The sequence below is a fragment of the Micromonospora olivasterospora genome (assembly GCF_007830265.1).
In the GTDB taxonomy this organism is placed as follows: domain Bacteria; phylum Actinomycetota; class Actinomycetes; order Mycobacteriales; family Micromonosporaceae; genus Micromonospora; species Micromonospora olivasterospora.
In genome coordinates, this window is sequence record NZ_VLKE01000001.1 from 832,509 (window position 1) to 851,055 (window position 18,547).

General features: G+C 73.7%; 15 protein-coding genes and 3 pseudogenes. 10 read left to right on the forward strand and 8 right to left on the reverse strand.

Features of this window, described 5'->3' with window-relative positions:
• The first annotated feature begins 42 nt into the window (after nt 1–42).
• The 4 genes and pseudogenes from JD77_RS03470 to JD77_RS03485 all read left to right on the forward strand — a co-directional run bounded on the left by JD77_RS03470 (nt 43) and on the right by JD77_RS03485 (nt 2,980).
• The gene (locus JD77_RS03470) at nt 43–1,002 is read left to right on the forward strand and encodes a cytochrome c oxidase assembly protein (RefSeq protein WP_145773008.1); all 960 of its coding nucleotides are present in this window, start codon (nt 43–45) and stop codon (nt 1,000–1,002) included.
• 104 nt (nt 1,003–1,106) lie between these two features.
• Nucleotides 1,107–1,502, forward strand: a complete 396-nt coding sequence (locus tag JD77_RS03475) for a response regulator (RefSeq protein ID WP_145773009.1) — start codon at nt 1,107–1,109, stop codon at nt 1,500–1,502.
• 110 nt (nt 1,503–1,612) lie between these two features.
• Nucleotides 1,613–2,658 (forward strand): annotated as a pseudogene (trpD, locus tag JD77_RS03480) (anthranilate phosphoribosyltransferase).
• Nucleotides 2,659–2,740: 82 nt separating this feature from the next.
• Nucleotides 2,741–2,980, forward strand: a complete 240-nt coding sequence (locus JD77_RS03485) for a hypothetical protein (protein WP_145773010.1) — start codon at nt 2,741–2,743, stop codon at nt 2,978–2,980.
• 205 nt (nt 2,981–3,185) lie between these two features.
• Here the strand turns inward: JD77_RS03485 and JD77_RS03490 are convergent, their stop codons facing one another.
• Both JD77_RS03490 and ctaC read right to left on the reverse strand, forming a co-directional pair.
• Nucleotides 3,186–3,611: a cytochrome c oxidase subunit 4 gene (locus tag JD77_RS03490; protein ID WP_145773011.1), complete on the reverse strand. Its 426-nt coding sequence runs from the start codon at nt 3,609–3,611 to the stop codon at nt 3,186–3,188.
• Between the two features lie 10 nt (nt 3,612–3,621).
• Nucleotides 3,622–4,581: an aa3-type cytochrome oxidase subunit II gene (ctaC, locus tag JD77_RS03495; RefSeq protein WP_145773012.1), complete on the reverse strand. Its 960-nt coding sequence runs from the start codon at nt 4,579–4,581 to the stop codon at nt 3,622–3,624.
• A gap of 169 nt (nt 4,582–4,750) precedes the next feature.
• Here ctaC and JD77_RS03500 point away from each other — a divergent pair, with 169 nt between their 5' ends.
• The 3 genes from JD77_RS03500 to JD77_RS03510 all read left to right on the forward strand — a co-directional run bounded on the left by JD77_RS03500 (nt 4,751) and on the right by JD77_RS03510 (nt 7,788).
• Entirely contained in the window at nt 4,751–5,902 is a 1,152-nt protein-coding gene (locus tag JD77_RS03500) for a cysteine desulfurase family protein (RefSeq protein ID WP_145773013.1), read from the forward strand.
• Complete coding sequence (locus tag JD77_RS03505) at nt 5,899–6,144, forward strand: sulfurtransferase TusA family protein (RefSeq protein ID WP_145773014.1); 246 nt, start codon at nt 5,899–5,901, stop codon at nt 6,142–6,144. Before JD77_RS03500 ends, JD77_RS03505 begins: the two co-directional genes overlap by 4 nt.
• A gap of 321 nt (nt 6,145–6,465) precedes the next feature.
• Nucleotides 6,466–7,788: an IS110 family RNA-guided transposase gene (locus JD77_RS03510; protein WP_145773015.1), complete on the forward strand. Its 1,323-nt coding sequence runs from the start codon at nt 6,466–6,468 to the stop codon at nt 7,786–7,788.
• Between the two features lie 119 nt (nt 7,789–7,907).
• Here the strand turns inward: JD77_RS03510 and JD77_RS03515 are convergent, their stop codons facing one another.
• From JD77_RS03515 to JD77_RS03525, 3 genes are all read right to left on the reverse strand, one after another.
• The gene (locus tag JD77_RS03515; RefSeq protein WP_145773016.1) at nt 7,908–8,885 is read right to left on the reverse strand and encodes a carbohydrate kinase family protein; all 978 of its coding nucleotides are present in this window, start codon (nt 8,883–8,885) and stop codon (nt 7,908–7,910) included.
• A gap of 362 nt (nt 8,886–9,247) precedes the next feature.
• Entirely contained in the window at nt 9,248–9,616 is a 369-nt protein-coding gene (gene erpA / locus JD77_RS03520; protein WP_145773017.1) for an iron-sulfur cluster insertion protein ErpA, read from the reverse strand.
• 154 nt (nt 9,617–9,770) lie between these two features.
• Entirely contained in the window at nt 9,771–10,907 is a 1,137-nt protein-coding gene (locus JD77_RS03525) for a glycerate kinase family protein (RefSeq protein WP_145773018.1), read from the reverse strand.
• Between the two features lie 97 nt (nt 10,908–11,004).
• On the opposite strand from JD77_RS03525, the gene nadA reads away from it, so the two are divergent.
• The 3 genes from nadA (at nt 11,005) to JD77_RS03540 (ending at nt 14,448) form a co-directional block, all read left to right on the forward strand.
• Complete coding sequence (gene nadA / locus JD77_RS03530) at nt 11,005–12,204, forward strand: quinolinate synthase NadA (protein ID WP_145773019.1); 1,200 nt, start codon at nt 11,005–11,007, stop codon at nt 12,202–12,204.
• Nucleotides 12,205–12,415: 211 nt separating this feature from the next.
• Nucleotides 12,416–13,771: a UDP-N-acetylglucosamine 1-carboxyvinyltransferase gene (murA, locus tag JD77_RS03535; protein ID WP_145773020.1), complete on the forward strand. Its 1,356-nt coding sequence runs from the start codon at nt 12,416–12,418 to the stop codon at nt 13,769–13,771.
• Between the two features lie 71 nt (nt 13,772–13,842).
• On the forward strand, nt 13,843–14,448 hold the full coding sequence (locus JD77_RS03540; protein ID WP_145773021.1) for a DUF3043 domain-containing protein: 606 nt from the start codon (nt 13,843–13,845) through the stop codon (nt 14,446–14,448).
• A gap of 142 nt (nt 14,449–14,590) precedes the next feature.
• On the opposite strand, the pseudogene JD77_RS03545 reads toward JD77_RS03540, so the two are convergent.
• The 3 genes and pseudogenes from JD77_RS03545 to JD77_RS03555 all read right to left on the reverse strand — a co-directional run.
• Nucleotides 14,591–15,145: pseudogene (locus JD77_RS03545) on the reverse strand (ATP-binding cassette domain-containing protein); the annotation flags it as partial.
• A complete protein-coding gene (locus JD77_RS03550) occupies nt 15,145–15,981 on the reverse strand; it encodes an ABC transporter permease (protein WP_246140512.1) in 837 nt (278 codons plus the stop codon). The gene JD77_RS03550 and the pseudogene JD77_RS03545, both read right to left, overlap by 1 nt.
• A pseudogene (locus tag JD77_RS03555) lies at nt 15,974–16,826 on the reverse strand (ABC transporter permease). Before JD77_RS03555 ends, JD77_RS03550 begins: the two are co-directional and overlap by 8 nt.
• Nucleotides 16,827–18,547: the final 1,721 nt, after the last annotated feature.

Below are 18,547 nucleotides of genomic sequence, written 5' to 3' on the forward strand. Positions count from 1 at the left end.
CCGAACGTGGCAGGTCCGGTTCGCCTGGCTAGCCTGAAAAGCGTGCTGCACGTCGATTCGATCTTCCCCGCCACCTCGGCGGCCGGTGCGCCGTCCGTGCTCGCGGCCGGCGGCGACCCGCTTCCGCCGCCGTTCACCGTCGTCCGGGTGTTCACCGAGACCCGGCTCGACAGCTGGCTCGCCCTCGGCCTGGTGCTCGCCGCCGGACTCTACCTGTACGGCGTGCACCGGCTGCGACTGCGCGGGGACCGCTGGCCGGTGACCCGCACCGTGTTCTTCCTCGGCCCGGGCCTCGGCGGCATCGCCTCGGTCACGGTGAGCGGCCTGCACGCGTACGACACGACGCTGCTGTCGGTGCACATGGTGCAGCACATGGTGCTGTCGATGGTCGCCCCGATCTTCCTGGCCCTCGGCGCCCCGGTCACGCTCGCCCTGCGTACCCTGCCGGTGCGCCCGCGCAAGCGGCTGCTGGCGATCGTGCACAGCCGCGTCGCCCGGATCTACACCTTCCCCCTCGTGGCGTTCGCCATCTTCGTGGTGAACCCGTTCGCGCTGTACTTCACCGACCTGTACCGGTACACGCTCGAACACGCCTGGGCCCACGAGCTCGTGCACGCGCACTTCATCGCCACGGGCTGCGTGTTCTTCTGGCCGCTGCTCGGGCTGGACCCGCTGCCCGGGCGGTGGCCGTACCCGGCGCGGGCGCTGCTCATGGTGCTGTCCGTGCCGTTCCACACCGTGCTCGGGCTCACGATCATGCAGAGCACCACGCTCTTCGGCGGCGACTGGTACCCGTCGCTCGGCCTCACCTGGGCCAACCCCGGGGACGACCAGGTCGTCGCCGGGGGCATCCTGTGGGCCGGCGGCGAGTTCGTCAGTGTGACCATGCTCGCGGTCCTGGTGGTGCAGTGGGTGCGCCAGTCGGAGCGGGAGGCCCGCCGGCTCGACCGCGAACTGGACCGCCAGGAGGCCCGCGAGCGGGCGGCGGGATCCGCGGCCTGATCAGCCCCGGAGCGTACGCGGGCTGGCCCGGCCGGGCGGCAGCCGGCCCGCCGGCGGCGACGGGTACGATCAGCGGGCAGCTACGAGGTGGGAGCCAGTTTGCGATGAGCGATCGTCCTTGCACCGTCCTGCTCTACAGCGACGACCCGCAGGTCCGTGACCGGATGCGGCTGGCCGTGGGCACCCGACCGGCGCCCGGGCTGCAGATCGAGTTCGTCGAGGCGTCCACCTACGCCGAGTGTGTCCGACTGGTCGACGACTACGAGATCGACCTGATGCTGCTGGACGGCGAGGCGAGCCCCGGCGGCGGCCTCGGCATCGCCCGGCAGATCAAGGACGACCGGGCCGACGCTCCCCCGACCTGCCTGGTGATCGCCCGCGCCGCCGACCGATGGCTGGCCGCGTACGCCGAGGTCGACGCCACCCTGGTGCACCCGCTCGACCCGGTCACCACCGGCACCACCGTGGCCGAGCTGCTGCGTACCCACGCCGCGGCCTGAGCCCTGGGCCCGTGCCGCCAGTCCCCGCCGGCGGCGCCCGGCCCGTCACGACCGCCGTCGTCGCCGGTCGTGCCTCATCCGCACATCCACGCCCGCTCGGGAGGCCCGCCATGGGCGAACGGACCTGGCCGCTTCTGCTCACCGCGCTGCTGCGCGGGGAGGAGCTCTCCAGCGCGGACACCGCCTGGGCGATGGGCGAGATCATGTCCGGCGCGGCGGTCCCGGCGCAGATCGCCGGCTTCGTCGTCGCGCTGCGGGCCAAGGGCGAGACCCCGGCGGAGCTCGCCGGCCTGGTCGAGACGATGCTCGGCCGGGCGGCGCAGGTCGACCTGCCGGAGGAGCTGCGGGAGTCCGCGCTCGACGTGGTCGGCACCGGCGGTGACCTCGCCCACACGGTGAACATCTCGACGATGTCCGCACTGGTGGTGGCCGGCGCGGGGGTCCGGGTGGTCAAGCACGGCAACCGCGCCGCCTCGTCGTCCTGCGGCACGGCCGACCTGCTGGAATACCTCGGCCTCCCGCTCGACCTCGCGCCCGAGGCGGTGGCCCGGTGCGTGGCGGAGGCCGGCATCGGCTTCTGCTTCGCGCCCGGTTCCACCCGGGCATGCGGCACACCGGCCCGACCCGCCGGGAGCTGGGCGTGCCCACCGTCTTCAACTTCCTCGGCCCGCTGACCAACCCGGGCCGGCCCCGTGCCGCCGCGGTGGGCTGCTTCGACGCGCGCATGGCGCCGGTGATGGCCGCCGTCTTCGCCGAGCGGGGCGACTCGGTGCTGGTGCTGCGCGGCGAGGACGGCCTCGACGAGTTCTCCACCGCCGCCCCGACCCGGGTCTGGGTGGCCCAGCGGGGCACCGTCAGGGAGGCGGTGCTGGACGCGACGGAGCTGGGGCTGCCCCGGGCCACGCTGGCCGACCTGCGGGGCGGTGACGCGGCCTACAACGCCGGCGTGGCCCGCCGGCTGCTGGCCGGCGAGACCGGTCCCGTCCGGGACGCGGTGCTGGTCAACGCGGCCGCCGCGCTGGCCACCCAGGGCCCGCTCGACGGAGACCTCGCCGCGGCCCTGCGCGCCGGGATGGCCCGGGCCGCCGAGTCGATCGACTCCGGCGCCGCCGCGGCGGCGCTGGACCGCTGGCTCGAGGTCGCCCGCGCGCTCTGAGCGCCTCCCGGGTGTCGGCTCCCGCGGACATGTCGGGCCCTCGTGGGAAACTACACAGGAGTGATTTTCCGGAGGGGATCCTGTGTCCGACCGCGAGTTGTACTGCGACACCTGCGAGGGCGTGCAGCCGTTCGAGGCGCCGCCGTGCGTCGACGGCCACGGGGCCGACTGCCCCGAGCTGGCCTGCGTGAGCTGCGGCGCGGCCGTGCTGATCGCCACCGTCAGCCTCCCGCCCACCCGGCCCACCGCCCGCCCCACCCCCACCCCACCCCCACCGCCACGCCGCCTGACTAACGCCGCCGCGCCGCCGCCGGCCGCCTGACCGGCCGGCCGCGCCGGCCGCGCCGGCAGCCGGCCAACACGGACCCGCTCGGTGATCAAGAGGTTTACGTCATGCGCGTGGCGCGATTCAGGCGCAAATCTCTTGATCACCCGCCTTCGGCGGGCGCCGGGCGCCGGTGCCTAGACACGCGTGAGCCCGCGCCCCCGCGACGGGGACGCGGGCTCGGCCGCGGATGATTCCCGGGTCAGTGCTCGGCGGTGCGCCGGGTGCCGCTGTAGTACTCGAACAGCAGGCCGCAGGCGGCGAAGACGACGGCCACCAGGCCCACGCCGAGCAGCCAGAACTGCCAGAGAACCAGGCCCATGCCGGCGATCGCGGCGGCGAGCGCCAGGCCGAACGGCCAGTAGCTGCCGGGGCTGAAGAAGCCGATCTCGCCCGCGCCGTCGGCGATCTCACCGTCGGCCCGGTCCTCCGGGCGCAGGTCGATCCGCCGGGAGACGAACCAGAAGAAGCCGCCGCACATCGCGCAGAGCAGGAACGACAGCGCCAGCGCGACGGTGCCGACCCACTCGACCCGGCCGGAGTCGCCGTACGTCCACGCGCCGTAGAGGACGGTGGCGCCGAGCAGGAACCCGGCGATGACAAGGAAGATACGCCACTCGGTCTTCATGCCCGCTCCCTCAGCTGCCCGCGGTGGCAGGGTTGAAGTTGGACTTGTCGCGCCGCGTGTCGAACGGCTCGGTCGTCTTGGCGTACGGCTCCTCGCCGATCGCCGACAGCGCCTCCTGCGTCGACTTGCCGTCGCGCTTGGCGGCCAGGAACTGGTCGTACTTCGCCGGCGAGACGACCCGCAGCTCGAAGTTCATGAACGCGTGGTACGTGCCGCACAGCTCGGCGCAGCGGCCGACGTACGCGCCCTCGGCGTCGAGGCTGGAGACCTCGAAGACGTTGCGGACGTTGCCCGGCATCACGTCCCGCTTGAACAGCAGCTCGGGCACCCAGAACGAGTGGATGACGTCGCGGCTGGTCTCCTCGAAGCGGATCGACCGGCCGGTCGGCAGCACCAGCACCGGGATGGCCTCGGTGGTGCCGAGCACCGACGCGACCGTGTTGGCGTCCGCGCCCTGGCCGTCGCGGTAGTTGAACTGCCAGTTCCACTTGAAGGCGACGACCTCGACCGTGACGTCCGGGTTTTTCGAGGTCTTGTTCACGTCGGTCTGCACGACCGCCGTGTAGTAGAAGAGCACCGACACGATCAGGATCGGGGCGATCGTGTAGAGGAACTCCATCGGCATGTTGTACCGGGTCTGCACCGGCAGCTCGTTGCCCCGCTTCCGGTAGCGCACCACGCACCAGAAGATCAGGCCCCAGACGAACACGCCGACCGCGAGGGCCGCGATGCAGGACGCGATCCACAGGTCGTACATCCGGTGGGACTCGGGCGAGATGCCGCCCTGCGGCCAGCCGAAGCCGCCGAACGTCCTGCCGACGTCGCAGCCCGTGAGCAGGACCAGCAGCGCCGCGCCGCCGAGGCCGAGGCCGGCGAGCCGACCAGCACCACGCCGCCGGCGCGCGCCGGCCCCCGGAGAAGCGCTGTGCCGTACGGCCGAGGGCCGTACCTCCGAACTCCTTGCGACCACCTGGTCCTGCCTCCCTAGCGCGCCGCGGTGGTGGTTTCCTCATCACCGGCGGCAAAGGCGTCACCGACGGTCGCAGATTACTCGACCATGACCGGCCTGACCGTGTTGGGGTCAGTCTCGGCACCGATCGGGGGGATCTTGGGCGTACCGGCGCGATAGCGTTCCAGCCGTGAGCGCATCCCCGGTCTACCTGGACGCGGCCACCGCCGCCCCGCTGCACCCGGTCGCCCGGCAGGCGTTGCTGGCCGCCCTCGACGACGGCTGGGCCGACCCGGACCGCCTTTACCGCCAGGCCCGCCGGGCCCGCCAGCTCCTCGACGCCGCCCGCGAGGCCGCCGCGCAGGCCGTCGGCGTCCGCGCCGACGAGCTGTCCTTCACCCCCAGCGGTACGAGCGCGGCGCACTCGGCCGTGCTCGGCGGCCTGGCCGGGCGGCGGCGGGCGGGCGACGCCCTGGTGCACTCCGCGATCGAGCACTCGGCCGTGCTGCACGCCGGGGAGCGGCACGTCGCCGCCGGCGGGCGGGCGACCTCCGTACCGGTGGACCGGCTCGGCCGGCTCGACCTGGACGCCTGGTCGGCGGCCGTGGCCGCGCCCGGGGTGGCTCTCGCGGCGCTGATCGGCGCCAGCCACGAGGTGGGCACGGTGCAGCCGGTGCCGGCGGCGGCGGCCGCGTGCGCCGCCGCGGGGGTGCCGCTGTACGTGGACGCGGCGCAGCTGGTGGGCCGGGTGCCGGTGCCGGCGGGCTGGTCGGTGCTGACCGCCAGCGCGCACAAGTGGGGCGGGCCGCCCGGCGTCGGGCTGCTGGTGGTGCGCAAGGGCACCCGCTGGGAGTCGCCGTGGCCGGCGGACGAGCGGGAGTCGGGGCGTACGCCGGGGGTGGTGAACCTGCCGGCGGTGGTGGCCGCGGCGGCGAGCCTGCGCGCGGCGGCGGCCGAGGCGGGAGCCGAGACGGCGCGGCTGGCGCCGCTGGTGGACCGGATCCGGGCCCGGGTGGCGGCGGAGGTGCCCGACGTGGAGGTGGTCGGCGACCCGGTCGACCGGCTGCCCCACCTGGTCACGTTCTCCTGCCTGTACGTCGACGGCGAGGCGCTGCTGCACGCGCTGGACCGGCGGGGCTTCGCCGTCTCGTCCGGCTCCTCCTGCACGTCGTCCACGCTGCGCCCGTCGCACGTGCTGGAGGCGATGGGCGTGCTCTCGCACGGCAACGTACGCGTCTCGCTGCACCGGGAGACGACGGAGGCCGAGGTGGAGCGGTTCCTCGCCGAGCTGCCGGGCGTCGTGGCCGACCTGCGCGCCGAGGCCGGGGTGACCGGGCTGTGAGCGCGGGCGACGCCGCACCCGACGAGGTGCTCGACTGCCGGGGCCAACGCTGCCCGCTGCCGGTGATCAAACTGGCCCGCCGGCTGCCGGAACTGCCCGTCGGCGCGGTACTGCGGGTGCTCGCCGACGACCCGGCGGCGGCGGTGGACATCCCGGCGTGGTGCCGGATGCGCGCCCACGACTTCCTGGCGGCCACCGCGGCTCTGGACTCCCCGGCATACGACGTCCGCCGCGCCCACTGACCAACCGCCACCCCGACTCCCCCGCGATCTTGCACTTTATGCCTCCAGTTTGGGTGCTTCACCCCATTTGCCGGGGCCACAACTGCAAGTCACCCGGTCTTTTCGGGACGCCTCGCAGGCGTGAAAATGGTGGACAGGTCGCCCGCCGACGCCGATCGATCTTGGTCTAGTTGAGGCCGTCTGCAAGTCTGGCGCCGGGGCCCGGACTCTTGTGGGTCACGCACTGTTGCTTCGAGCACGCCGGTCAGATTTTCGGTTCCCGACCGAGGCCCCCGGGCGACCTACCCACTGGTCGATCACGGTGAGGAGGGACGCGGGCGGATGCGCGGGTTACCCGAAGAGATCCCGGACGCTGACAGCGAGAAGGTCTGGGAGCGGGTGTGTGCGGTCGATGTGGCCAAGGAGTCGGGGATGGTGTGTACCCGGCTACCCGCCGCGGGTGGGCGGCGGGTGAGCCGGGTGTGGCAGGTGACGGCGACCACGAACGCGGTCAGTGACCTTGCCGCCGATCTGGTGGCGGCGGGGGTGGAGAAGGTCACCGTGGAAAGCACGTCGGACTACTGGCGGATCTGGTTCTACCTGTTCGAGGCAGCCGGGTTGGACGTGCAGTTGGTCAACGCCCGTGACGTCAAGAACGTGCCCGGGCGGCCGAAGACCGACAAGCTGGACGCGGTGTGGTTGGCCAAGCTCACCGAGAAGGGCCTGTTGCGGCCCTCGTTCGTGCCTGCGGCTCCGGTGCGGGTGTTGCGTGACTACACCCGGATGCGGGTGGATCTGGTCCGGGACCGGACCCGCTACTGGTCGAGGTTGGAGAAACTGCTTGAAGACGCCCTGATCAAGGTGTCGTCGGTGGCCTCCACCCTGCGGACGGTGTCGACGCGGGACATGGTTGAGGCGTTGATCGCCGGTCAACGTGATCCGGCGACCCTCGCCTCGCTGGCCCACGGAGCGCTGCGCCGCAAACGCAACGCCCTCATCGAGGCACTCACCGGCCGCTTCGACGACCATCACGGCGAGTTGGCCCGGATCCTGCTCGACCAGATCGACCGCCTCGACACCGAGATCGCGAAACTCACCACACGGATCGGGCAGATACTCGACGACATCGACCCACCCTCCCAGCCGGGCGGCGGCGACGGCGACACCCCGGCGCCAGACGCCCGGCGGCGCCTGGCCGAGATCCCGGGCATCAGCACCGAGTCCGCGCAACTGATCATCGCCGAGATCGGTCTGGACATGACACGGTTCCCCACCGCGGCGCACCTGGTGTCCTGGGCGAAGCTGTGTCCGCGCACCATCCAGTCCGGTACCAGCCTCACCGCGGGCAAGACAGGCAAAGGCAATCCGTACCTCAAAGGCGCCCTCGGTATGGCCGCAGCCACCGTCGCCCGCGGCAAGGGAACGTTCCTGTCCGAACGCTACCGGCGTCTGGTCACACGTCGAGGCAAAGGCAAGGCCAAGGTCGCCGTCGCCCGCTCCATCCTCGTGATCATCTGGCACCTGCTCAACGACCCAACCGCCCGTTACCACGATCTCGGCGCCGACTTCCACGAACGCCGTATCAACACCACCCGGAAGATCAACAGCCTGGTCCGGCAACTCGAAGCCCTCGGCCACACCGTCACCCTGCAACCGACAACCTGACCCCACACCCCCACCCCGCCCGGGCTGGCCATCAACACCGGGCCAGCCCACCGCGCCCAAAACCCGTCGTGGTACAGGTCATTTACCGGTCAGATCGCGGGCGGTGGGCGGGGCGTCGGTCAGGGCAGCAGGTGCGGGCGGACGTCCTCGGCGGCGGCGTCGCCGTACGACTCGGCGAGGCGCTTGACGAACAGGTCGGGGCGCACCTCGTACTCCTGGGTGCCGACGGTCTCCAGCACCAGCGCGGCCAGCAGCGAGCCCACCTGGGCGGCCCGCTCCAGGCCCAGGCCCCACGAGAGGCCCGCGAAGAAGCCGGCCCGGAAGCCGTCCCCGACGCCGGTCGGGTCGACCGCCTGGACCTCCCGGACGACCGGCACGTGGATCGTCCCGAAGTCCCGGCCGGCGAGCTCGGCCCCGTCCTTGCCCAGCGTGGTCACCCGGATCTTCACCCGGTCCAGCAGCTGCGCGTCGGTGAGGCCCGCCTTGCTCCGCAGCAGGGACTTCTCGTACTCGTTGGTCATCAGGTACTCGGCGCCGTCGATCAGCGTCGCCACGTCCCCACCGGACATGCGGGCGAGCTGCTGGGACGGGTCGGCCACGAACGGGTACCCGCGTTCCCGGCACTCGGCCGAGTGCCGCAGCATCGCCTCGGGGTCGTTGGCGCCGACCAGCACGAGGTCGAGCCCGCCGAGCCGCTGCGCGACCGGGGCCAGCTCGATGTTGCGGGCCTCGCTCATCGCCCCGGCGTAGAAGGAGGCGATCTGGCACATCTCGGTGTCGGTGGTGCAGACGAAGCGGGCGGTGTGCGCCACCTCGCTGACGTGTACCGAGCCGCAGTCGACGCCGTGCCGCTCCAGCCAGGAGCGGTAGTCGGCGAAGTCGGCGCCCACCGCGCCGAGCAGGACCGGACGCAGGCCGAGCTGCCCCATCCCGAAGGCGATGTTGGCCGCCACCCCGCCCCGGCGCAGCACCAGGTCGTCCACCAGGAAGGACAGCGAGACCTTGTCGAGCTGGTCGGCGATGAGCTGGTCGGCGAACCGGCCGGGGAAGCTCATCAGATGGTCGGTCGCGATCGAACCGGTCACGGCGATCTTCATGTCAACCCTCGCGGTCGGGGAGCACGGCGCCGGTCAGCCTACCGGCCCGGAACGAGAGCGGGACGGGGGTCGGTCGAACAGCCGTCACCGTCCGCTCAACCCGGCGACCGCCCCCGTACATCCGGCATACCGCCCGTGGTGGCATCCGCGCTGCTCGGCGCTACGAGCGGCGACCGGCGCCGCGAGGGACGGCCGACCGGAATGATCTCGGACGGTAGGGCCGCGTGGAAAAACGGACAGCGGGGCACCCCTGTCCCCAGGGGTGCCCCGCTGTCCGGTGGCGCTTCGGCCCGGATCGACGCCGACGCCGATCGGGGCCGAGCCGGCGTCGGCTCGGCCGACCTGGCTCGGCCGCTGTCGGCTCAGCTGAACGAGTCGCCGCAGGCGCAGGAGTTGCCTGCGTTCGGGTTGTCGATCGTGAAGCCCTGGGCGTCGATCCGGTCGGCGAAGTCGATGGTGGCGCCGGCCAGGTAGGGGGCGCTCATCCGGTCGACGACGACCTCGACGCCGTCGAAGTCGGTGACGACGTCACCGTCGAGCGACCGCTCGTCGAAGAAGAGCTGGTACCGCAGGCCGGAGCAGCCGCCCGGCTGCACCGCCACCCGGAGCCGCAGGTCGTCGCGGCCCTCCTGCTCGATCAGGGCCTTGACCTTCTGCGCCGCGACGTCGGTGAGGACGACGGAACTGGGGGCCTTGGCCTCGGTCGACTCGGTCTGCGCTGGCGTGGTCACGTGGAAGTCTCCCTGCGCGTGTGGGTCTGGACGCACTGGCCAACACCGTACGTCGCCCAGTGATTCCCGATGTGGTCGCAGCCTCGATTGTAAGCCGCCGGGGCCGGGATCAGCAGATCGGCGGCGTGACAGCTCCACCCCGGGCGCCCCGTGGTCAGCGGCTCCACTGCCGGGCCAGGCGGGCGCCGAGCTGCCGCAGCCCCTCGGCCGGGCGGCTCAGCGCCGCGTCGAGCCCGCCGCGTTCCTCGCCGCCGAAGTGCTCCACCAGGCTGTACGCGTCGGTCACCCCGGCCGCCGCGGCTTCCCGGCGCCCGGTGCTCACCTGCCCGGCCAGCACCACGCACGGCACTCCCCGGTCCCGGGCGGCGCCGGCCACCCCGGCGACGACCTTGCCGCGCAGCGACTGGTGGTCGAAGGAGCCCTCGCCGGTGATCACGAGGTCGGCGGCGTCGAGGGCGGCGGGCAGCCCGATCGCCCGGGTGACCAGGCCGATGCCGGACTCGCACCGGCCGCCGAGGGCCAGGATCGCGGCACCGAGGCCACCCGCGGCACCGCCGCCGGGCAGCGCGCCGAGGCCGGCCGGGCAGCCGGGCAGGTCCCGCTCCAGGACGGCGGCGAAGCGCTCCAGCGCGGCGTCGAGCAGCAGCACGTCCTCCCGGGTGGCCCCCTTCTGGGGGCCGTACACGTTGCTGGCGCCGTGCAGGCCGAGCAGTGGGTTGTCCACGTCGGTGGCGGCGACCAGGGTGGCCCCGCGCAGTCGGGGCGAGCCGTCCAGCCCGGCGACGGCGGCCAGCGCCGCGCCGCCGTACGGCAGCGCCAGGCCGGCCCCGTCGAGCGGGGTGACCCCGAGCGCGGCCAGCATCCCGGCGCCGGCGTCGTTGGTGGCGGAACCGCCCAGCCCGATCACCACCGTCCGGGCACCGTGCTCGATCGCGGCGGTGACCAGCGCGCCGAGGCCGTACGAGGTGGTGGCCTTCGGGTCACGCTCGGCCCGGGCGAGCAGGTGCAACCCGCACGCCTGGGCGCTCTCCAGGTACGCCGTGCCGTCGTCGGTGAGCAGGATCTCACCGGCGGCCGGCCGGCCGAGCGGAGCGACGGTCGGCACCGCGATCCGGCGCCCGCCCAGCGCCTCGGCGAGGACGGCGACGAAGCCGGGGCCGCCGTCGGCGAGGGGGCGGATGAACAGTTGGTCCGCCTCGGCCACCTCCCGCCAGCCCTCGGCCACCGCGGCGGCCACCTCCTGGGCGGGCAGGGTGCCGGCGAACTTGTCCGGGCAGAGCAGCACGCGCATGCCCAGCAGTGTGGCAGGCCACACCGGGGCCGCGGGGAGTGTGGCAGACCACACCGGCGGCGACCGTACGGCGGCGCCGCTGTGGGACCATTTGGACGTGACTTCGACCTGGGTGGAACCCTCCAACACCGCGACGGCCCTGCTCCTGCTCGGCCGCGGCAGCGACCCCGCCACCGAGCGTGGCGTGGAGTGTCCGGGCGACCTGCCGGCGCCCAGCGACCCCGACCTGGTGGCCCGGGCCGCGGCGGCGAAGGCGGCCCTCGGCGACCGGGTCTTCGTGCTCGGCCACCACTACCAGCGCGACGAGGTGATCCAGTTCGCCGACGTGACCGGCGACTCGTTCAAGCTGGCCCGCGAGGCGGCGGCCCGGCCGGACGCGGAGTACATCGTCTTCTGCGGCGTGCACTTCATGGCCGAGAGCGCCGACATCCTCACCGCCGACAGCCAGAAGGTGGTCCTGCCCGACCTGGCGGCCGGCTGCTCGATGGCGGACATGGCCGTGCTGTCCCAGGTCGAGACGGCCTGGGACGTGCTGACCGAGCTGGGCGTCGCGCGGGACGTGGTCCCGGTGACGTACATGAACTCCTCGGCGGACATCAAGGGCTTCGTGGGCCGGCACGGCGGCGTCGTCTGCACCTCCTCCAACGCGCGGCGGGCGCTGGACTGGGCGTACGGGCAGGGGTCGAAGGTGCTCTTCCTGCCCGACCAGCACCTGGGGCGCAACACGGCCGTGCTGGAGCTGGGCCTCTCGCTCGACGACTGCGTGCTCTACGACCCGCACAAGCTGAACGGCGGGCTCACCCCGGAGCAGCTGCGGGACGCGAAGATGATCCTGTGGCGCGGGCACTGCTCGGTGCACGGCCGGTTCACCCTCGACAGCGTCAACGACGTACGGGAGCGGGTGCCGGGGGTCAACGTGCTGGTCCACCCCGAGTGCCGGCACGAGGTGGTCACCGCCGCCGACCTCGTGGGCTCGACCGAATACATCATCAGGGCCATCGAGGCGGCGCCGGCCGGCTCGGCGTGGGCGGTGGGGACGGAGCTGAACCTGGTCCGGCGGCTGGCGCTGGCCCACCCGGACAAGCAGATCATGTTCCTGGACCGGGCCGTCTGCTACTGCTCGACCATGAACCGGATCGACCTGCCGCACCTGGTCTGGGCCCTGGAGGAGCTGGTGGCCGGCCGGGTCGTCAACCAGATCACCGTGGACCCGGACACCGCGCGGCACGCCCGGGCGGCGCTGGACCAGATGCTCGCGCTCCCCGGCGCGGACACCCCGCCACCGGCCACGGTCTGATCGCGCCGCGCGACGCGGCTGACACGCAGGCGCACCTCGCGCCCCGATTCATGCCTTCGGGGGCGCTGTGCCCGGGTCCATCTCCTCATGGAGGGCTATGCTGCCGAGGCGACGACGCGCGGCTCCGTTTACCGCCGGCCGCATCGCGGGTACCAGCAGCGAACGCCCGCATCACCATCAACACGGCAGCACCGACGCGCTGGAGGTTGCGTTGACCGACGACGTCCTGGTCGTACACGGAGGCACTCCGCTGGAAGGGCGGATCCGCGTGCGCGGCGCGAAGAACCTGGTGTCCAAGGCGATGGTCGCCGCCCTGCTGGGCGACAGCCCCAGCCGGCTGTTCGACGTGCCGCGGATCCGCGACGTCGAGGTCGTCCGGGGGCTACTCGGCCTGCACGGGGTGAAGGTGACCGACGGCGACGAGGACGGTGAGCTGGTCTTCGACCCGGCCAACGTCGAGAGCGCCAGCACCGACCAGATCAACGTGCACGCCGGCTCCAGCCGTATCCCGATCCTGCTCTGCGGGCCGCTGCTGCACCGGCTGGGCCACGCCTTCATCCCGGACCTGGGCGGCTGCCACATCGGGCCGCGGCCGATCGACTTCCACCTCCAGGCCCTGCGCGAGTTCGGCGCGACGGTCGAGAAGCGGCCGGAGGGGCTGCACCTGTCCGCCCCGAACGGGCTGCACGGCACGAAGTTCGCCCTGCCGTACCCGAGCGTCGGCGCCACCGAGCAGGTGCTGCTCGCCGCGGTGATGGCCGAGGGCGTCACCGAGCTGCGCAACGCCGCCGTGGAGCCGGAGATCATCGACCTGATCTGCGTGCTGCAGAAGATGGGCGCGATCATCAAGGTGCACACCGACCGGGTGATCGAGATTCAGGGCGTGCCGAAGCTGCACGGCTACACCCACCGGCCGATCCCCGACCGGATCGAGGCGGCGAGCTGGGCGGCGGCGGCGCTGGCCACCCGCGGCCACGTCGAGGTGCTCGGCGCCCAGCAGGCCGACATGATGACGTTCCTGAACATCTTCCGCTCGGTCGGCGGCGAGTACGAGGTGACCGACGCCCGGCCGCCGCGGCTCGGCCGGCCGGGCCAGGAGGGCGGCATCCGGTTCTGGCACCCGGGCGGCGAGCTGAAGTCCGTCGCCCTGGAGACCGACGTGCACCCGGGCTTCATGACCGACTGGCAGCAGCCGCTGGTGGTGGCGCTGACCCAGGCCCGGGGCCTGTCGATCGTCCACGAGACGGTGTACGAGCAGCGCCTCGGCTACACCTCGGCGCTCAACTCGATGGGCGCCAACATCCAGGTCTACCGGGACTGCCTCGGCGGCACCCCGTGCCGCTTCGGCCGGCGCAACTTCAAGCACTCCGCCGTGATCGCGGGCCCGAGCAAGCTGCACGCGGCCGACCTGGTCATCCCGGACCTGCGGGCCGGGTTCAGCCACCTGATCGCCGCGCTCGCCGCGGAGGGCACCTCCCGGGTGTACGGCGTCGACCTGATCAACCGGGGCTACGAGGACTTCGAGGCCAAGCTGGCCGACCTCGGCGCCCACGTCGAGCGCCCGTAACCTCGCTCACTCCCCCGCGCCCGGTGCACCGCGATGTGCACCGGGCGCCGTGGTTTGGCTACCCTTGCCGCGTGCCGCTGTTTCGCCGCAAGTCCACCGCCCTCGTCGACGACGCCGTCACCACCGTGACGCCCGACGAGCAGTCCTCCGCTGCCCGGTCCCGGGGCTACACCCCGAGCAAGAAAGAACTGGGCCAGGCGACGCCGAAGCGTCCGGTCACCGGTCGCCGGCCGGCCGGCGCGACCAAGCCGCTGAGCAAGGAGGAGGCGCGGGAGCGCCGCCGCGAGCTGCGGGCGGAGGCGGCGGCCGAGTTCCGGCGCGAGGGCGGCCCGCGCGACCGCGGCCCGGAGCGGCTGCTGGCCCGCAACGTCGTCGACTCCCGCCGTACGGTCGGCACCTGGTTCTTCGGCGGGGCGCTGATCGTGCTGCTCGGCTCCAACCAGGCCATGCCGCCGGTCGTCCGGCTGGTCTCGAACATCCTCTGGGGCGCGCTCGCCCTCGGCGTGGTGATCGACTCGATCCTGATCAGCCGCCGGATCAGGAAGCTGGTCCGGGAGCGGTTCCCGAGGACCGACCAGCGGCTCGGCTCGCTCTACCTGTACGCGATCATGCGGTCGATCACGTTCCGCCGGATGCGCGCCCCGGCTCCCCAGGTGAAGATCGGCGAGGCGATCTGAGGCTGGCCCGCCCGCTGTGGAGTTGCTCCCACGGACGGTGCGCCGCCCACGCGCCGATGTCGGCGACATAGGGGTCTCCGAGCGCTCCGGATGCCGCCATGTCGGCGACCTGGGGGTGGATCACCGGCCGTAGAGGCGGGCGCACCTCCGGGCCGTGCAGCAGGGCGGCGGTCAGCTCGCCGCGCATCCGCTGCCCGAGGGAGAGCTGGCGGACCGGGGTGTCCAGGAACGCGTCCAGGTCGAGCAGGTCCCGGCAGCGGCGCAGCCGGGCGGCGTGGTCGGCGGCCGGCACCCGGTAGACGTGCCGGAGCAGGTCGAACGAGTCGCGCAGCGGCAGGTCCCACCAGAGCTGGGAACGCTGGCCGAACACCACGCCGATGCGCAGCGCCAGCCGGGTGCGCTGCGGCACCGGGCGCAGCCCGCAGACGCGTACCTCGCCGGCCGACGGCGCGAGCACACCGGTGAGCATCTTCAACGTGGTGGACTTGCCGGCGCCGTTCGGGCCGATGTAGCCGAGCATCTCGCCCCGGGCGACCCGCAGGTCGATCCCGTCGACCGCGCTCACGACCCGCTTCTCCCGGCGCAGCCGCCCGGCCCGGACCCGGACCGTGAACTCCTTGCGCAGCCCGCGCACGTCGATGACGTCCGCCGCCGACAGGCCCGGTGCCTCGCGTGCCGTGCTGACCTCTGCGCTCATCAGGACCCCGTACTCCGGTAGTGCCGGACACCGACCCGCCAGGCCGCCGCCGCGGCCGCCGCGGCGACCAGCGCGACCGCCGGCGAGACCCAGCCGACCCACGCCGGCAGGCCGAGCGGGTCGGCCCGGCCGAGCAGCGCCAGCGCCGGCTGGTAGCTGACGAAGGCGAACCCCATCCCGTACGCGAAGACCGCGCGGAACCAGCCGCCGTAGACCGTGACGGGGTACGACGTGAAGTCGCGCCCGCCGTAGGTGAGCGAGTTGGCCAGCTTCCCCGACTCGGTCCAGTAGAACGAGACGGTGGCGGTGGCCACGAAGACCGAGCCGAAGAAGACCACCGCGGCCACCGGGGCGAGCAGCAGCAGCGCCAACCGGGCAGGCGTCCAGTCGACGCCCGCCGAGGCGACCGCCACCACCAGCACGGCCAGGCCCAGGGCCGCCCGGGACACCTTGCGCAACGGCAGGTCCAGCAGGAGCAGCTGCGGCAGCGCCCCGAGCGGGCGGACCAGGACGGCGTCCAGCAGGCCGGTGCGCACGTACCGGGGCAGCCGCTCGATGTTGCCGACCAGCAGGTCGGCGGTGGCGAACGCGAAGGCGGACAGCCCGACCATCACCATGGCCTCGCGGAGGGTGAACCCGCCCAGCTCCCGGGTCACCCCGAACAGCACCAGGACGGTCACCACGTCGAAGAGGGTGGCCCCGACGTTGCCGACGAGGTCCACCAGGAACGACGTCCGGTAGGCGGTCTGCGAGCGGGCCTGCGCCCCGAGCAGCGCCCGGTACGCGGCCAGTCGCCCGCCTGGGCGCGCCGCGCGGGCCACACCGGCCTCAGCCACCCTGCACCACCAGCCGGCGCTCGGCACGGCGCTGCACCAGCCGGCACAGTCCCAGCACCGCCGCCGCCCAGCAGACCTGCACCCCGACCAGCCCGAGCTGGGTGGGCGTGGGGTCGCGCTCGACCAGCACGTCGAGCGGCGTCTGAAACATGCTCGGGAAGGGCGTGCCCAGCTGGACGGCCACGTACAGCCAGTCGGGCAGGAAGCGCAGCGGGAAGTAGAGCCCGGCGAGCACCCCGGAGCAGAGGGTCCACAGGATCAGCGGGCCGCGGGCGTCCTCCAGCCAGTACGCGGTGGCGTTGACCAGGAACCGGCAGCCGAAGCAGAGCACGATCGCGGCCAGCGCGGAGAGCACGAACAGCGGCACGGTCGCCCAGCGGGCCGGCAGGTGCACGGGAAAGAAGATCGGACCGACCAGCAGCGGGGGCGTCAGGCGGGACACACAGGCCCAGCCGGCTCGGCCGAGGTCCGTGGCGAGGTAGCTGGTCACCGGGTGGACCGGCCGCAGCAGGTCGCTGGCCACCTCGCCGGTGCGGATCCGGTCGGCCAGGTCCGTCCAGCCCCAGAGCAGAATCACCGCCAGCAGTCCCTGCCCGACCCAAGACGAAGGAGGCGAGCTGTTCCCGGTCGTACCCGCCCGCCCCGCCGGCCGCGCCGGCCACCGCCAGCAGGACGTAGCAGCGCAGGAAGCCGAACACGGTGTTGGTGGCCGCCCCGGCGAGCGCCGCCTGCCGGTACGTGGCGTAACGCCGGAATCCAGATGCCGTTATAGATAGGAATGTCCGAAACCATAGGGTAACGTTTGAGTCGGCAGGCCGCGCCACAGTGGCGGTGACAGAGCCCACGCCGTTACCCTCCTTCCGCAACCATGCCATGCCGGACCGAGCGACTTTACCGGCAGGTAGGGCGCCCAGCGCGACAATTTCCCAACGAGGTGACATCGCCGTGAGCGAGCGACGCGAGCCGGGCAACGGGGCGCGCCACGCGGGCGGCGACCGGAACTTCCGATGACTGGCGACTACTTCGACCGCTGGCGCGACCCGGCCGAGCCGTCCTGGGTGTTCGAGACCACCGCCGAGTGGCATCCTCAGTTCCCTGGGCAGCGCTACCCCGGCGACATCGGCCTGCGGCAACCCCCGGCGCAGAACCGGGGACGCGCCGCCGTCGTCGGCCGCGCCGAGGTGCAGCCCGGCCACGCCTCCCCCGACCAGCGGCCGGTGAGCCCGGCCCCGGGCGGGCGCGACGCGGCGTACCCCGACGGCCGGGACGACCTCGACCGGCGCGGGTGGGACGACCGCCGCGCCGGCCCCGGCGAGCCGCGTCGCCCCGACGGCCGCCAGGCCTGGCCCGGGAACGGGCGGGCGGACGCGCCCGCGGACCACGGCGGCCCGTTCGAGGACCGCGCCCACCGGCCCGACGACTGGGGTTTCGGCCCGGAGGAACGGGATTTCGGTCACGACGCTCGGCCCGTCCGCCGTGCCGAGCGGCGCCCCGGCTACGACGACCGGGCTCCCGGCTACGGCTACGCGGACCGGACGGCCGGCCAGGACGACCGGCGCGGTGGCGACGGCCGGTGGCGGGACGACGACCGGTTCGCCCGGCCCGGCCCGGGCAGTCGCTTCCCCGCCGAGGGCGGCCGGCGGCGCGTCCCACCGGAGGACGCCTGGCACCGTGACCGGCACCCGGCCGACCGGACGCCGGTCGACCCGTACCCGCCGCGCGGGCCGCAGCGGGATCTGCCCGACCGCCACGACCGGCGCGGGCCGGAGTGGGCGCCGGACCGCGACCCCGCGGCCCGGCACGGCGACCCGTACGACCAGCGGCGCCCCGGCGACGGACGACGCCCGCGTCCCGGAGAGACGCCCGCCCCGGTCTCCCCCGCACCGCGCCCCGGCTCGGGATGGCCGCCCGAGCCGGACGACGGCCCGCACCCGCCGTACGACCGGACGGGCGGCGAGCGGCCCGGGCCAGGCGGCTGGGGGCAGGACCACCGCCAGCCCGTCCCGCAACGGGGCGACCGTCCGGTGCCGGGCCGCGGCGGCCGGCCTGAGCAGGACTACGACGATCGGCCCGCGCCGAGCCGCGAGGGCCGGCCGCCACTCGACCGCGACGGCCGACCCGCACCGGGACGGGACGCGCGACCGGGCCCCGACCGGGACGGCCGGTCCGTGCCGGACCGAGACGGCCGGTCCGGGTCCGACCGGGACGGCCGGTCCGTGCCGGACCGAGACGGCCGGTCCGGGTCCGACCGGGACGGCCGGTCCATGCCGCCCCGCGCGGGTCAGCCGGTGGAGCGGCCGCTCCGCCGGCACGACCAGCCGGGCGTCGGCCAGCCGGGCGTCGATGCGCCGCACCGGCCGGCCGACCCGTACCGGGAAGCCCCCGGGACGTCGCCGCGCACCCGGGGATATCCCGGAACCCGGCGGCCCGGTCGGCACCGGCGCGTCGCGACGACCTGCCGTGGCCGGACGCCGGCCCCATCCAGCCGCACGGGCGGGGACCGAGCCGCCCCGGCACCGACCCGTACGAGCACCGCCCGCCCGTCGACCGGGCCGTCCCGCCGGTC